Annotated in this window: 12 protein-coding genes; 5 read left to right on the forward strand and 7 right to left on the reverse strand. The window is 58.9% G+C overall.

Annotated features, from left to right (window positions below):
- Nucleotides 1-182 precede the first annotated feature (182 nt).
- From L861_RS18810 to puuE, 4 genes are all read right to left on the reverse strand, one after another.
- Nucleotides 183-1,025 carry a MurR/RpiR family transcriptional regulator gene (locus L861_RS18810; protein WP_016418237.1) on the reverse strand — a complete coding sequence of 281 codons (843 nt, stop codon included), beginning with the start codon at nucleotides 1,023-1,025 and terminating at the stop codon, nucleotides 183-185.
- A 92-nt stretch (nucleotides 1,026-1,117) separates the two neighbouring features.
- Nucleotides 1,118-3,679, reverse strand: a complete 2,562-nt coding sequence (locus tag L861_RS18815) for a sensor domain-containing protein (RefSeq protein WP_016418238.1) — start codon at nucleotides 3,677-3,679, stop codon at nucleotides 1,118-1,120.
- Between the two features lie 16 nt (nucleotides 3,680-3,695).
- On the reverse strand, nucleotides 3,696-5,408 hold the full coding sequence (locus tag L861_RS25190) for a methyl-accepting chemotaxis protein (protein WP_016418239.1): 1,713 nt from the start codon (nucleotides 5,406-5,408) through the stop codon (nucleotides 3,696-3,698).
- Nucleotides 5,409-5,658: 250 nt separating this feature from the next.
- The gene (puuE, locus tag L861_RS18825; protein WP_016418240.1) at nucleotides 5,659-6,600 is read right to left on the reverse strand and encodes an allantoinase PuuE; all 942 of its coding nucleotides are present in this window, start codon (nucleotides 6,598-6,600) and stop codon (nucleotides 5,659-5,661) included.
- 483 nt (nucleotides 6,601-7,083) lie between these two features.
- Between puuE and L861_RS18830 the strand changes: the two genes are divergently transcribed.
- From L861_RS18830 to L861_RS18840, 3 genes are all read left to right on the forward strand, one after another.
- The gene (locus tag L861_RS18830) at nucleotides 7,084-7,842 is read left to right on the forward strand and encodes an aspartate/glutamate racemase family protein (protein WP_016418241.1); all 759 of its coding nucleotides are present in this window, start codon (nucleotides 7,084-7,086) and stop codon (nucleotides 7,840-7,842) included.
- A gap of 115 nt (nucleotides 7,843-7,957) precedes the next feature.
- Nucleotides 7,958-9,325 (forward strand): NCS1 family transporter, encoded by a 1,368-nt coding sequence (locus L861_RS18835; protein WP_016418242.1) that lies wholly within the window; start codon nucleotides 7,958-7,960, stop codon nucleotides 9,323-9,325.
- An 85-nt stretch (nucleotides 9,326-9,410) separates the two neighbouring features.
- Entirely contained in the window at nucleotides 9,411-10,868 is a 1,458-nt protein-coding gene (locus tag L861_RS18840; RefSeq protein ID WP_016418243.1) for an NCS1 family nucleobase:cation symporter-1, read from the forward strand.
- Between the two features lie 72 nt (nucleotides 10,869-10,940).
- Here L861_RS18840 and L861_RS18845 read toward each other — a convergent pair whose 3' ends face one another.
- The 3 genes from L861_RS18845 to uraH form a co-directional block, all read right to left on the reverse strand.
- Entirely contained in the window at nucleotides 10,941-11,699 is a 759-nt protein-coding gene (locus L861_RS18845) for a GntR family transcriptional regulator (protein ID WP_016418244.1), read from the reverse strand.
- 94 nt (nucleotides 11,700-11,793) lie between these two features.
- Entirely contained in the window at nucleotides 11,794-12,999 is a 1,206-nt protein-coding gene (locus L861_RS18850) for a urate hydroxylase PuuD (protein ID WP_016418245.1), read from the reverse strand.
- Between the two features lie 54 nt (nucleotides 13,000-13,053).
- Nucleotides 13,054-13,407, reverse strand: a complete 354-nt coding sequence (uraH, locus tag L861_RS18855) for a hydroxyisourate hydrolase (RefSeq protein WP_016418246.1) — start codon at nucleotides 13,405-13,407, stop codon at nucleotides 13,054-13,056.
- Nucleotides 13,408-13,558: 151 nt separating this feature from the next.
- Here uraH and uraD point away from each other — a divergent pair, with 151 nt between their 5' ends.
- Both uraD and L861_RS18865 read left to right on the forward strand, forming a co-directional pair.
- Nucleotides 13,559-14,086: a 2-oxo-4-hydroxy-4-carboxy-5-ureidoimidazoline decarboxylase gene (gene uraD / locus L861_RS18860; protein WP_016418247.1), complete on the forward strand. Its 528-nt coding sequence runs from the start codon at nucleotides 13,559-13,561 to the stop codon at nucleotides 14,084-14,086.
- A gap of 105 nt (nucleotides 14,087-14,191) precedes the next feature.
- Nucleotides 14,192-15,040: an IclR family transcriptional regulator domain-containing protein gene (locus L861_RS18865; RefSeq protein WP_027947573.1), complete on the forward strand. Its 849-nt coding sequence runs from the start codon at nucleotides 14,192-14,194 to the stop codon at nucleotides 15,038-15,040.
- The last annotated feature ends 3 nt before the right edge of the window (nucleotides 15,041-15,043 follow it).

Here is a 15,043-nt window from a genome sequence, read left to right on the forward strand (position 1 = left end):
ATACTTGAGAAACTTTCGTTTCACAATAGAGCAATGTGCATACCAGAAGATCGAATACGCTTTTCCAATCAACTCATTAGCGAAACACAAATTTCATGTTGTCGTGGCAGGGGGTGGCATCATGGCACCTTTTTGGGGCGCCAAGGAGGGGAAAGAGATAGGTGGCGCACCATCAAGGGGCATCAAGGAGCCAACTCATCCAATCGTCCATAGAGTTCACTCACCGCATCGATGCGGGCACGCCCTTGGGCCAGGCGATGATGCAACAAACCATTGGCCAACAGGCTGATAAGACTCATCGCGCTGGCATAGCTGTCGAAAGCGGAGATGCTATCGAGCGGGCACTCCAACCGCCAGTCGACCTGCCTTTCGAAACCGGCCGCCGTCGCGTCGGCGATCAGCAATACACGGCAGGGAATGCTATCGAACGCGCTTACCACATCTTCGAAAATCCGTGGCCGACGCCGGAAACCGAACAGGATCACCAGGTCTTCCTTGCCCAGGCCAATCAGTTCCTCGGCCAGCGACTGGTTGGGTTCGGGTGCCAACCTGACCTGCTCTCGCGCCTGGATCAACTGCTGCCGGCAATGCATCGCCAGTGGGTAGCTATTGCGAAACCCAACCGTCACGACCTGGCGCGCGCCATCCAGACAACGCACGATCTCTTCGAAAACCTGTGGTTCGATACCCGCCAGCACCCGTCGCAGGTTTTCCTCTTCGCGTTGCAGATGGCGCTTGAAGCGCTCGCCATCACCCGCCATTGCATCGGCATCGGTGACCAGGGGCATGCCGAGACTGCGTAGTTGCCGGGCATGCACCTTCACAGCCTGATAATTATCGAAGCCGAGACGCCGAAACAGACGACTGACCGTGGATTTGGAAACCCCGGTTAGCCGCGACAGGTCGGCGGCACTGTACATCGCCAGATCATCGAAATGATCGAGGATGAAGGCCGCAACCCGTTGCTCCTGGGTACTCAGCTCGGCGTACTGGGCCGTGATCCGCTGACCGATGTGTGGCGTCATGACTATCCGTGACGTTGCCAAAAGGGAATTGCGCCATATTTCACACCCGTGCGACCAACCATGCAATCCAAGAAAGGAAGGCAAGGACATGCTCAGCCTTCGAGATTGAGCGCCTTGGAAGTGGGATAGCCATCACTGAAATTCCGCGGCAATGCAGCGATCTCGGCCTCGGGCATAGGCTTGCTGTAGAGGAACCCTTGTGCCAACTGACAGCCGTGGGCCGCCAGGAAGGCTGCCTGCTCGATCGTTTCGACACCTTCCGCCACCACCTGCTGACCGAGGCTGCGCGCGATGGACAAGATGGCTTTCACGAGTTCAGCCCCGTAATGGTCGGTGATGACGCTTTGTATGAACGAGCGGTCGATCTTCAACGTATCGATGGGGAACCGCGCCAGATAGCTCAGTGCCGAATAGCCGGTACCGAAATCGTCGATAGCGATGGAAACGCCCATGGACCGAAGTTCCGAAAGTGCATCCAGTGTCTTGCCGTTATCGTCGAGCAGAAGGCTTTCGGTGATTTCAAGTTCTATCCACTCCGGGCGGCAAGCGGTGTCATTCAGGATATCGGCCACCACCCCAGCCAGATTCTGGGACTGGAACTGTCTGGCCGATAAATTGATCGCCACCTTGTGAGGAGCCATACCTGCGGCGTTCCATTTTGCGGCCGTCCTGCAGGCCTCGCGCAGCACCCATTGGCCCAGATCGACGATCAGCCCGGTATCCTCGGCAATCTGGATGAACTGAGTGGGGGGCACCATGCCAAGCCGCGGATGGCACCATCTCAGCAAGGCTTCCGAACCTACCATCGCTCCGTCGTCCAGCGACACCTTGGGCTGGTAATGCAGTTCGAGCTCCATGCGTTCGGCGGCGCGTCGCAGTTCCGATTCCAGGGTCAGGCGCTGTTTGGCGCTGGCCGTCAGGTCTTTTGAGTAATAACGAAAATTATTGCGTCCACTGCGTTTGGCGAAATACATCGCTGCATCCGCATATTTCACCAGGTCTCCGGCATCGCTGCTGTCGTCGGGGTAAACCGCGATGCCGATACTGCACGACACAAAGACCTCCCTGCCGTCCAACAGAAAGCATTCTTCGAACTTTCCGAGTATCTTGTCGGCGATGCGGGCGAGATCATCGCCATGACGAACTTCCGGCAGCAGGATGGCGAACTCGTCGCCCCCAAAGCGCGCTACGGTGTCGTAGCTGCGCACGCATGCACTCAGTCGTGCAGCCGCTTCGCGCAACAACTCATCGCCGACGGCGTGACCCATGGTGTCGTTGACGGCCTTGAATTGATCCATGTCGATCAGCATCACACCCGCCATCTGGCCATGCCACGAGGCATCGACGATCATCTGCTGCAAGCGGTCGTTGAACAGCGCACGGTTCGGCAGCGACGTGAGCGAGTCGTAAAAGGCCATCCGATGGATTTTCTGGCGGGAATCGCTCAACTCGGTGATATCGCGCCCTACCATGAGCACGCTTTCCACACTGCCATCTTCAGCGAATTCCGGGGTCATACGGACCAGATGACAGAGTTCGCGGCCGCTTCTGTCTTTCCATGTCATCTCGAATTCGCGGCCCTTCGCGGTCTCGAACACCTCACTCATGTTCTGTTCGTAGATGGAGGCATATGACCCACCCGGACATTCCGATGGCGTCTTGCCGAGTAATGCAGCCATGTCATCCCCTACCAGCGTCGCAGCGAAAGCCGGATTGACATACAGGCGCCGCAAGTCACGGTCATAGCGTGCCACCATATCAGGGGAGTGTTCGACCAGGGTACGAAATTCCCGCTCGCGCGCGGCCAGCGCCGACTGCATCCGTTTGCGCTCAGTAATGTCGCAGCCGACACCGAGCACCCCGGTCATCCTGCCGTGTGCGTTGAATACCGGTACCTTGCGCGTTTCCAGCAATACAGGCTGGCCGGTGAGGTGATGCGTGATCCATTCCTCGTCGAGACAAAGGCGCCCGGCCTCCATCGCGGCCCGGTCGGACTCGCGACAGCAAGCGGCCTCTTCGGGCTCGAACAGGTCGTAATCCGTTCCCCCGACGACCTCGGCTTCGCGTTTCCCCACTGCCTGGGCAAACGCCTGGTTGCAAAACAGGAAGATGCCCTCGACATCCTTCAACCACACCATGTCGGGAATGGCCTGAACCACACTGAGCAGACGTGTGCGCGTCTCGTCGAGGGCGTGTTCCACCTGCTTGCGCTCGGTGATGTCGCGCGACAACACCAGGAAGGTGTCGGCGGACGGCGTGCTGCCGGGCTTCTTCGCCAGCGAGTGCTCAAACCAGAGGCACTCGCCGTCCGGCAGGGGGATGCTGAAGATATTGCCGTAAGTCACCCCTTTCTCGTCGGCCTCGGCGATGGCCTTCAGCGCGTCGACAGCTTGTTCGGGTGGCAGTACTTCGTGGACCGTCCTGCCCAGCAGTTCTTCCTTCGGCGCCGCCAGCATGTCGGGGTTCTTCGTCCAGACATTCAGGTATGTTCCGTCTCGGTCCACCTCGAATAGCACGTCGGGGATGGCGTTGATGATCCCCTCCACCAGCTCGAGCGCCTCCCTGAGATCCCTTTCCCGATATTTGCACTCAGTGAGATCCGCCATCTCAGCGGAGCGCTGCAAGGGCCTGTCGTTGTCATTGGATCGAGTCATGTGGTTCGCCGTTTCCTTAGAATTCCAGCCACTCGTCCTCGGCAGGAGTCTTCGTGGTGGTTCCGGACGCAGACGGCAATGCAGCGGAGCGGAATGCCGAAGATGGCGCCTTCTCGTTGGAGCTTGGCCGGTCTTGCGTTATCGCCGGCTGGGAAGCCCCCCGCCTGGCCCGCACTTCGTGTTCATTCAAGCGAAATACCGCCACGGCCTGCTCCAGTTGCTGTGCCTGCTTCTCCAGGGTGGTGGCAGCAGCAGCCGCTTCTTGAACCAAGGCGGTATTCTGCTGCGTCACCCCATCCATCTGACTCACGGCCTGGTTCACCTGGTCGATGCCATCGCTCTGCTCCTGTGACGCGGAGGAAATCTCATCCATGATGTCGGTGACACGCTTGACCGCCGTGACGATCTCTTGCATGGTCTTGCCGGCATCCTCCACCAGCGCGGAACCTCGGCTGACCTGCCCCACGGAGTGCTCGATCAGTTGCTTGATCTCACTGGCGGCCGCCGCCGAGCGCCCGGCGAGGTTACGGACTTCTCCCGCCACCACGGCGAAGCCTCGACCTTGATCTCCAGCCCGGGCGGCTTCCACGGAAGCGTTGAGCGCCAGGATGTTGGTTTGAAAGGCAATCGAGTCGATCAGGCCGGTGATGTCGGCGACTTTCCGCGATTCCTCGGAAATGTCCTGCATGGTGGCGACCACCTGCTGCACCACCTCGCCGCCATGCTCGGCAGTGCTTGAGGCCTCCTGGGCCAGCCCGCTGGCTTGCAAGGCATTGTCGGCATTCTGCTTCACGGTGGCGGTCAACTGCTCCATGCTCGCCGCCGTCTCCTCGAGCGACGCCGCCTGCTGATCGGTGCGTAAGGAAAGATCGGCATTGCCACTGGCGATGTCCTGGCTGCCCACCAGGATCGCGCCACTGCCCTCGCGCACCGAGCCGATCATATCGACCATCCTCAGTCGCATCTGGCACAAAGCATTGAGCAACTTGCCAATTTCGTTCTCGCTGGTGGTGAGGATCTTGTGCGACAGATCGCCTTCGGCCATGCGATTCACCATGGCGACGGCCTGCGCAACCGGCTGAATGACGACTCTTCTCAGCCCCACATAGAGCAGTACCAATACCAGTGCAGTCAACGCGATCACGCCGAGGTCTATCCAGGCGTAAAGTTCGCTTCGAGAGGCATGTTGACGCATCAGTTCCCGAGACTGGGACTTCAGGTATTCGGTAAAATCACGACCGCTGACGGCAAGGATATTCGCCACGGCACTCACTTCATCTCTCAACACCATGAAGTTGGCAGAATCGCTCTGATCCAGCGCCTCCCGCTGACGCTCCAACAGTGATAGCATCCTTGCATAGTCGGCCCTCATCTCTTCTCTCAGGCGCTCCCCTTGCCCCGTTTCCAGGGGGGTGGCCATCAGCGCGTCGATGCTTGCCTGCGCCTTATCGATAGTGCCCTCGAAGGCCTCCAGTTGCCGGTCCGCTTCCAGCGAGCGACCTTCCTCGCGGTAATGGGAAGCGGCGTCCAGGTGCCCCCGCGCCTCCAGGAAGAGACTCCCCGTCATGAAATTCTTCTCTTGCAGCAGGTGGCTGGCATGGAGGCCTGCCTGCGTTGCTCTGGCATCGCGATCATTGATGAATGCCAGCGTGAAAATGATGCCCACGAACAGAGCGAAACAGGTGAGAACGGCGATCACGGCCGTGTGGAGACTTATTCGGCGCAGCATGTTGCATGTCCCTATGGGTGAATGGAACCACACATGGATTCTCGGCCGTAAGGGATGATTCTTGAGCGTTATGGGAAGGTGTGTAGCGCGAAACGGATAGTCGCCCCCAGTCCTCAACGGAAACTGGATAGTGTTTTCACAGCGGCCTCGTCTCGGGGAGAAGTTCGGACTCCATGACATGCCAAAGCGCCACACCCCAGCCGGCTGGAATGTGGCACTCAGGGATAGTTAAAATGTTTTTGTAGCAGTTTCAGCGCACCATTGGAGCGGGATGGTGCTCGATCCAGTGACGGGCGATGTCCACTCGACGCGTGACCCACACCCGATCGTGAGCCTCGATGTGATCGAGGAAACGTTGTAGACCACGGAAGCGGCCAGGGCGACCGATCAGGCGGCAGTGCAAGCCGATGGAGAGCATCTTGGGTGACTCTTCGCCTTCGGCATACAGCACGTCGAAGGCGTCGCGCAGATAGGTGAAGAAGTGCTCGCCGGTGTTGAAGCCTTGCGGCGTGGCAAAGCGCATGTCGTTGGTGTCCAGCGTGTAGGGCACCACCAGATGAGCTTGCTCTTCGCCCTGGCTGTCGCGTTCGCGAGTCCAGAACGGCAGATCGTCGCCGTAGTAGTCGCTGTCATAGAGGAAGGAGCCTTCGTCCAGTACCAGGCGCCGCGTATTGGGACTGTCACGGCCGGTATACCAGCCCAGCGGTTTTTCCCCATAGAGTCTCTGGAAAATCTCGATAGCGCGCTGCATGTGTTCGCGCTCGATGTTCTCTGACATCCCCTGATAGTGGATCCAACGCCAGCCGTGACAGGCGATCTCATGCCCCAGCTCCTTGAAAGCAAGGGCTAGCTCAGGGTGACGCTCCAGGGCCATGGCCACCCCGAACACCGTCAACGGCAAACCGCGACGCTCGAACTCACGGAGCACGCGCCACACACCGGCACGAGAGCCGTATTCGTAGATCGACTCCATGCTCATGTGACGTTCTGGGTAAGCCTCGGCACCAACGATCTCAGAAAGAAATTTCTCGGAATGGCTATCACCGTGAAGCACGCAGTTTTCACCGCCTTCCTCATAATTGAGGACGAACTGAACGGCAATGCGAGCCCGACCCGGCCAGTTGACTTGTGGTGGAGTGCGACCGTAGCCGATCAGGTCACGGGGATAGGTATCGTTGGGTATCGAGCTCATGGCGGCATCCTTTTTGTTTTCTCATGACTTGTTTCTCGTGGCCAAACAGCCATCACTATGTATACAAAGAAAAGATAGGGTGTATCCACTCTTTGTGCAAGCCAGAGCAACGGAAACCAGACAGTCTCCACGTCAATTTCCTTTCCTAGCATCGTTGACTGCAGGCTGCAGCCGCATGAGAAAGCGGTTTTTTACCTCTCCCACCGCAGCTCAGCATGGCGCACCTCAATAATGTATACAAAAATACAAGAATATTGGCGACATAATGATTTGAAAAGTAGCGGCAATAGTGTGCTACATGTCGACCAATCGCTTACCGTATTACATAGAGCAATATATCCATCTGATTTTTATAGACAAATATTCAATTCCATAAAATATCATTTCGGACTTGCGTCGATCATTGCCATCGCCTATTTTGTGTACAAAGACAATTTTTTTTGTTCACAACAATAAATCAACATATCAGGAGCACAACAGGCGATGCATATCCGCGTCATCAACCCCAACACCACTACCGACATGACGTCGGCAATCGGTGAAGCGGCCCGCCTCATTGCCGCCCCCGGCACGCATGTCACCACCACCCAGCCAGCTCACGGTCCTGTTTCCATCGAAAGCCACTTCGACGAAGCGATCAGCGCCGTGGGGGTACTGGAAGAAGTTCTGACCGGTGAACGCGAACAGGTCGATGCCTATGTCATCGCCTGCTTCGGCGATCCCGGCCTGCAGGCAGCGCGAGAACTGACGCGCGCCCCAGTGATCGGTATCGCTGAGGCAGCCTTCCACATGGCCAGCTTGATCAGCACCCGTTTCTCGATCGTCACCACTCTGGGGCGCACCGGCATCATCGCCGAGCATCTGCTGGATCAATACGGTTTTCGTCATCATTGCCGGCGAGTCCGCGCCGCTGAAATCCCGGTACTCGATCTTGAAGAAAACGCCGACGCGGCGCTGGATCGCGTGATTACCGAGTGCCAGCGCGCCAAGGAGGAGGACAATATCGGCGCCATCGTGCTGGGTTGCGGAGGCATGGCCAAGCTGACCGGCCAGATTCGTGACGCCGTAGGACTACCCGTGGTCGAGGGCGTCACTGCAGCCGTCAAGCTAGCCGAAGCACTAGCCGGTCTCGGCCTGCAGACCAGCAAGCACGGCGACCTGGCCTTCCCTCGGCCGAAATCCTTCGTCGGGCGTTACGAGCATTTGTCGTACCTCGACCTCCAGTCCAAGGATAGGGGGTAACGACGACAGCCAGATACCAACGACACCAACAATACGAGCACGCCGCAAGAGCACCTTCCGGCCATCAAGCCGGACAGACAACAACAATTCATTCAACCCTTGCGAGGACACCATCATGAACAACGAGCCGCTTCAGGCCCAAGCCACCGTGGCCGGCCAGCCCGGCAGCCCAACGACCAAGGCTCCGGGTGAAGAGTCACTGGCGCCCCAGAAGACCCGTATCATGGGTCGAACTTCCTACCTGCTGGCCTGGTTCGGTGGGTGTGTATCGATCGGGACCTTCACCATGGGCTCCAGCGTCGTCGGTACCCTCAACCTGATCCAAGCCACCCTGGCGATCGCCATCGGTTGCTTCGTGATCGGTATCGCCTTGGCACTAAATGGTGCCGCTGGCTACAAGTACGGCATTCCCTTCATGGTCCAGGCGCGCAGCGCCTTCGGCTTTGCCGGCACCCGCTTGCCGGGGCTGGTGCGCGCGGTTCCAGCCATCGTCTGGTACGGCTTCCAGAGCTGGATCGGGGCCGGTGCCCTGAACATGGTCTCGGCGACACTGTTCGGCTTCGACAACCTGGTGTTCTACTTCATCACTTTCCAGTTCCTGCAGATCGGCCTGTCGGTGATGGGTTTCCAGGGCATCAAGTGGCTGGAAAACATCGGTAGCGCCTTCATCCTCGCCTCGCTGGTCTACATGTTCTACAGCACGGTGCAGCGCTACGGTGACGTGCTGTCGGCCAACCTGCTGACCATGGAAGGCTCCTGGGGCCTGCCCTTCTGGGGTGCCACCATGCTGTTCCTGGGCATCTACAGCACCATGATCCTCAACGTCGGCGACTATGCCCGCGAGCACAAGCACGGTACCGGCCCGGGGCTGTTGACCACCATCTATTCGATGTCGATCCTACCCTGCACGCTGTTCATGGGCCTGATCGGCTTCATGGTCTCCGAAGCCACCGGTGTCGCCGACCCGATCAAGGTGTTCGCCAATGCGGTGGACAACACGCCGCTGCTGATGACCACGCTGCTGTTCATCGCCTTCGCCCAGGTCACCACCAACGTGCTCAACAACGTGGTACCGCCGACCTATGTGCTGATGGATGTCTTCAAGCTGAAGTTCCGCACCGCCACGGTGATCGTCGGCCTGCTGGCCTTCGCCACCTTCCCCTGGAAGCTGGTGCAGGACGAATCCGCCGCCGGCTTGCAGTTGTTCGTGCAGACCTACTCGGCGTTCCTGGGCCCGATCTTCGCCATCCTGGTGGTCGACTACTTCCTGATCCGTCGTCGCACCCTGGATCTTACCAAGCTGTATGACGAGCAAGGGCCCTACCGGGGCGTCAACTACGCCGCCTTGGTCGCCACGGCTGTTGGCATCGTTGCGGCGCTTAGCTTCTCCGCGGTGTCCTGGTACGCGAGCCTGATCCCAGCTGGCGCCACCTACTATCTGTTGATGCAGCACTGGGCCCCGTGCCAGCGCTTCCGTAGCTGATCACACGCGGTGGGACGTGTCATCGCCCCGTTCGGTATAGCCGAACGGGGCCTATCATCATAAAGACAATCATGAGGGTGCCCACATGAACGACAACGATCTGGATATCCAGAGGATCGATCCAACCCTGTACAACGAGGACCTGGCCCCCATCCCGCACAGCAAGCGCTCATGGGGCTGGTTCGAAATCTTCAATGTATGGTCCAACGACATCCAAAGCCTGTTCGGCTACACCCTGGCAGCCTCGCTGTTCCTGACTTATGGCCTGAATGGCTGGGCGGTGATGGCCGCCATCATCCTGGCCGGCGTCATCGTCATGGTGCTGGTCAACCTGACCGGCAAACCCAGTGTGAAGTACGGCATCCCATTCCCTGTGATGATCCGGGCCAGCATGGGGGTGCGAGGCGCCAACCTGCCGGCCATGCTACGCGCGATCATCGGCATCTTCTGGTATGGCGTACAAACCTACTTCGCCTCCACGGCGGTGGCGCTGCTGATCACCGCCTTCGTCGGCGCCGGCGATGGCAGCACGTTCCTGGGGTTGTCCGGCGTGGCTTGGGTCTCGTTCGTGATCGTATGGATCTTCCAGATCGCGATCTTCTGGCAAGGCATCGACCGCATCAAGCACTTCCTCAACTGGGCTGGCCCATTGGTCTACGTGGTGATGGTGGCATTGATGGTCGTGGTGTGGGTCCAGGCCGGTGATGAACTGCTGCCTGCCGTCGCCACCATCTTCAGTGCCTCGGGCGAGCACTCCGGCAGTTCCATTGCCGCCTTCCTGGCCATCGTCGGCACCATGGTCGCCTACTTTGCAGCGGTAGTGATCAATTTTGGCGACTTCACCCGCTTCGTGAAAAGCGAGCGGCACATGAAGCTCGGCAACCTGCTCGGCCTGCCACTCAACGTGGCTTTCTTCTCGTTCATCGCACTGATCATCACTGCCGGCACCCTGGTGCTGTTCGGCGAGGCGCTAACCAACCCGGCGGATATCGTCGAGCGTGTCGACTCCCTGCCATTGACTATCATCGCGGCGCTGACCTTCTTCGCCGCTACCGTAGGCATCAACCTGGTCGCCAACTTCATTCCGCCGGCCTACGATCTGGCCAACCTCTTCCCCAGCAAGATCAGCTTCAAGATAGGGGGATTGATCACCGCCATCGTCGCGTTCTTCATCGGTGCACTGTGGGTATCGGTGATCAGCCAGATCGGTGTTCCTGGATTCGTCAATGCCCTGGGCGCCGTCGTCGCTCCCTTCTACGGCATCATCGTGGTCGACTACTATCTGGTGAAGCATAAGCGGCTGGATATCCAGCAGATGTTCTCTGCGGCACCGGACAGTGCCTACTACTACGTCAAGGGCTGGAACCAGAAAGCCCTGATGGCCTTCGGTCTGGCCGCATTGTTCTCGATCTCTTCGGTGTGGGTTCCTGCCTTGGCGGCACTGACCGGCTATGCCTGGCTGATCGGTGCAGGGCTCGGCGGTGCACTCTACTACTTCCTGATGCAGCGCCAGCCGGTAACCGTTCCTACGGCCAAGTCCTGAGTTCCCTCCCTTCGATGACACACGCCCCGCGCCATTGGCGCGGGGCGTTCACTTGAGGGAAGCCACATGATGTCACCCCATGAAGATACGGTGCAGGTCGGGAACTTCATCCGCTTCTTCGACGATCGACAGTGATGACTCGATGGTCTTGAGATGACGGCTCATGAAGGCCTTGGCGCGCTCGCCATTGCCTTCTTCGAGGAAGCGGATCAACTCGTCATGATCATGCGACTCACAGCCCAGATGTCCTGAACTGCCGTAAACGGCCAGGATCAGCGACGAGCGTGAACACAGGCGGGCAACGAACTCGGCCAGGGTTGCATTGCCGGAAAGCTTGGCCAAACGCTCGTGAAAGGCAGCCGACAACTTGATCGCCGTGCTCTGCTCGCCGGCACGCAGTGCCTGGCGTTCGCGGCTGGCCATGTCACGCAATTCGCGGATATCGATGTCAGTGATGCGGCGAGCGACCTCTGGCATCAAACCGCACTCCACCATTTGGCGCGCCTCGAAGACATCCTTGGCTTCCTCGGCAGTGGGCCGCGTCACGCTGGCTCCTCGACGTGGCGTCAGGGTCACCAACTGCTCTAGTGCCAGACGCTGCAGGATCTTGCGAATACCGGTGCGGCTGACGCCGAACACGTCGGATAGCGCATCCTCGCGCAGGCGCGCTCCCGGTTTCAGGCGATGTTCGATGATGGCATCGCTGATCGAGCGGTAGATCGCATCATGACGCTCAGCACCGTCGCCATTCTTGCCTCGACGCTTGGGGCGCTCACCCGCCTTGTCGTCTTGAACCAGCGATGGGGACGGCGCTTGATTTCGCTCGGTCATGATTGGCAACACTCCACATCGACTGGACATCAAGGAATATCTCCATTGTATACGCTTTATGCCTGTCGATACGACCTGTGGCCCGTCAGCGACATCACTCCGACCAAGCCGCAATGACCTCTCGCTCTTCATCCGTCATGTTGGTCATGTTACCCAACGGCATGTACTTGCTTGCCACCACTTGCTTGGTGCGATCGATCTGACGCAGCAGTTGCTCTTGGGTGTCGTACACGACACCGGCAGGGGCAGAAGCGAAACCGGGCTGTGTCGGCGCTTGCGAATGGCACGCCACACACCGGTCGGTGACGATGGCATGTACCTCATTCAGCGTCGGGCCTTCGGTTGCCGCCACGGCATTGGAAGTTGGACTACTGGCGGGTGCGGCAAGCCATACGCTGAGCAGAATCAATGCTACCCCTGCCACAGGGTAGGCCGGCTGGATCTTGCCGCTGTGCATCACCACGAAAAATTGACGGATCAATGCACCGGCGAAGATGAATAGCGACATGATGACCCACGACAGCTCATGGCTGTACATGAATGAATAGTGATTACTCAACATCAGCAATACCACCGGCAGGGTGAAGTAGGTGTTGTGAACCGAGCGCTGCTTGCCGCGTTTGCCATCCAATGGATTGGGTTCTTCACCGGCTTCCATCGCTTTGACCATGCGACGCTGTCCAGGAATGATCCAGAAGAACACATTGGCCGACATGGCGGTGGCCATCACCGCTCCGGTCAACAAAAAGGCCGCTCGTCCCGCGAAGATCTGCGTGCTCAGGTAGGCAATCACCACCATCAGCACTGCCACCGCCAGGCTCAGGATGCCATCACGTTCCATGTTGGGGCTGAGACGTTTGCACAGTTCGTTGTAGACGACCCACCCCAGTAGCAGGAACACCAGCGCCACGATATTGGCTTGCCAGCCCGTCATGTTGGCCGCCCATTCCCAGCTACTGTTGGGATTGATCAGATAAACTCCGGGGCTGGTCATGTACAGCAGGGTGAATAGGGCAAAGCCCGACAGCCAAGTGGTGTAGGACTTCCAGAACGACCAATGCAGATCGTCGGGAAGTTTTCCCGGGCTAGTGGCATATTTCTGGTTATGGTAGAAGCCGCCGCCATGCACGGCCCACATTTCGCCGAATACGCCTTTCTTACGAGCACTCTCGTCTTGAGGCGTTTTCAGGCTGTTATCCAGCATCACGAAGTAGATCGACTCACCGATCCAGGCAACGGCGGCAATGACATGCAGCCACCTGAGCAGCATATTGGCGAAATCGAGGAAGTAAGCTTCCATAACTCGGTTCTCGTCTTGTGCGGTTGTTGTCTATCGTCTCGGGAGTGGTGCGACTCAACTTCCCCGATAAGTGGAATAGCTATACGGCGAAAGCAACAGGGGAACATGATAATGCTCGGAGGCATCGGCCACTCCGAAGCGCAACGGGATGCGATCCAGGAAGCGCGGTTCACGACCCGGCACGCCTTGGCGCTGCAGGTATTCACCAGCATGGAACAGTAGTTCATATTCACCGCAAGTGAAGGCCTCACCCTCGAGAATCGGCGCATCACAACGGCCGTCGTCGTTGGTCACGACTTCGCCCAGGCGTATGCGTTGCTCGTCCTCCAGACGGAATATCTCAATCCGAATGCCCTGGCCTGGGCATCCCCGAGCGGTATCCAGTACATGCGTCGTCAAGCGTCCCATAGGGAACTCCTATTGTTATGGTGTAGGCTGTACCTCATCCTCTTGAAGACAGTTTTAGCTCTAAAAAGAGTACATTTCAAAGTTTTTTTGTATACAGTTAGTGTATCGCCTTTTTCTATATGACATTGAACCACGCCAGGAGACTCACACAATGAGCGACAAGATACTGACTCCGCCACCTCGCACGCTGGACCGCGACGCCTTCGTGGCACGCTTCGGCGATATCTACGAACATTCTCCCTGGGTCGCCGAGTTGACTTGGGAGAGGGGGCTGACGACTGCGCAGGACACCCCTGCGGGGCTTGCCGACGCCATGGGGAACGCGCTGGCCACAGCCAGCGCCGAGCGTCAGCTCGAAGTGATCCGCGCTCACCCCGACCTTGCTGGCAAGGCCGCCCTGGCAGGCGATCTCACCGATGACTCCACCCGAGAGCAGGCCGGTGCTGGACTCGACCAGTGCACGCCTGAAGAACTGGCCCGTTTCGAATGCTTGAACGAGGCCTATAAGGCACGTTTCGACTTTCCCTTCGTGATGGCGGTCAAGGGTAACGATCGTCATGCCATTCTGGCGGCCTTCGAACGACGCCTGAACAACTCGCCGGATGAGGAACGCCGCACCGCTGTCGAGCAGATCAACCGCATTGCCCGCTTGCGGCTAGAGGATCGGGCCGGCAAATAAAATGGAAGTGTTTTCCGTCATCACGACAGCACGCTCATGAGCGTGTATGCTATGACGCTGCAAACGAACGCATGTTGGCACCATGAGCGTGACGGAGACGAAGGTGTGACGACGGAGACCAGACGCAAACCGGTGGGGCGCCCCGCTGGGGCGGGCAAGAGCAGCGGTGGACACAGTCAGTCGCTGGTTCGCGGGCTCAACATTCTCGAGGGACTGGCCGCAGCACCCGGTGGCCTGGCCTTGTCGGATATTGCCCAGATCGTTGGTCTGGCCCCATCCACGACCCACCGCCTGCTACAAGCCCTGCATAAGCAAGGGTTCATTTCCCAAGATGCTGAGCTCGGCCTGTGGAAGATCGGCGTCAAGACCTTCCAGATCGGCAATACCTTTCTGGAAGCCCGCGACTTCGTGGCCACCGCCCGACCTTTCCTGCGCCGCTTGACCGAAGAGACCGGTGAATCGGCAAATCTTGGCATTCGTGACGACGGTATGGCGGTATTTCTGGCCCAGAGTGAATCGCCGCAAATGATGCGCATGATCACCCGGCTCGGCTCGCGTGCCCCAATGCACGCTTCCGGGGTCGGCAAGGCGCTGCTGGCATGGCTGCCGGACAAGGAGGTCGAACGTATCCTCCAGGCACGCGGCCTGTCGCGCGTCACCGACAATACCATCGACACCCCGGCACGCCTGCGCGAGGGGCTGGCCGAAATTCGCCGTCAGGGCTACGCCTGCGACCGCGAGGAACACGCCGTGGGGCTACATTGCGTGGCGGCCTCGATCCACGACGAACAGGGCCACCCATTAGCAGCGATTTCGGTGTCCGGCCCGGTAGCGCGGATCCCCGAATCGCGCCTGGCTGAACTCGGCGGCTTGGTCAGTCGTGCAGCACGCGAGATCACCATCCAGCTCGGCGGCTACGTGCCGCGACATGAGGAAGCGGCGAAGCAAGGCTGAGCC

It is taken from the genome of Litchfieldella anticariensis FP35 = DSM 16096, assembly GCF_000409775.1.
Lineage (GTDB): Bacteria > Pseudomonadota > Gammaproteobacteria > Pseudomonadales > Halomonadaceae > Litchfieldella > Litchfieldella anticariensis.

What these genes read in the sequence shown, in the direction of transcription:
- uraH (WP_016418246.1), bottom strand. Translation starts at nt 13,407, where the DNA reads ATGGGACGCTTGACGACGCATGTACTGGATACCGCTCGGGGATGCCCA.
- L861_RS18835 (WP_016418242.1), top strand. Translation starts at nt 7,958, where the DNA reads ATGAACAACGAGCCGCTTCAGGCCCAAGCCACCGTGGCCGGCCAGCCC.
- L861_RS18845 (WP_016418244.1), bottom strand. Translation starts at nt 11,699, where the DNA reads ATGACCGAGCGAAATCAAGCGCCGTCCCCATCGCTGGTTCAAGACGAC.
- L861_RS18830 (WP_016418241.1), top strand. Translation starts at nt 7,084, where the DNA reads ATGCATATCCGCGTCATCAACCCCAACACCACTACCGACATGACGTCG.
- L861_RS25190 (WP_016418239.1), bottom strand. Translation starts at nt 5,408, where the DNA reads ATGCTGCGCCGAATAAGTCTCCACACGGCCGTGATCGCCGTTCTCACC.
- L861_RS18850 (WP_016418245.1), bottom strand. Translation starts at nt 12,999, where the DNA reads ATGGAAGCTTACTTCCTCGATTTCGCCAATATGCTGCTCAGGTGGCTG.
- puuE (WP_016418240.1), bottom strand. Translation starts at nt 6,600, where the DNA reads ATGAGCTCGATACCCAACGATACCTATCCCCGTGACCTGATCGGCTAC.
- L861_RS18810 (WP_016418237.1), bottom strand. Translation starts at nt 1,025, where the DNA reads ATGACGCCACACATCGGTCAGCGGATCACGGCCCAGTACGCCGAGCTG.
- L861_RS18840 (WP_016418243.1), top strand. Translation starts at nt 9,411, where the DNA reads ATGAACGACAACGATCTGGATATCCAGAGGATCGATCCAACCCTGTAC.
- L861_RS18815 (WP_016418238.1), bottom strand. Translation starts at nt 3,679, where the DNA reads ATGACTCGATCCAATGACAACGACAGGCCCTTGCAGCGCTCCGCTGAG.
- uraD (WP_016418247.1), top strand. Translation starts at nt 13,559, where the DNA reads ATGAGCGACAAGATACTGACTCCGCCACCTCGCACGCTGGACCGCGAC.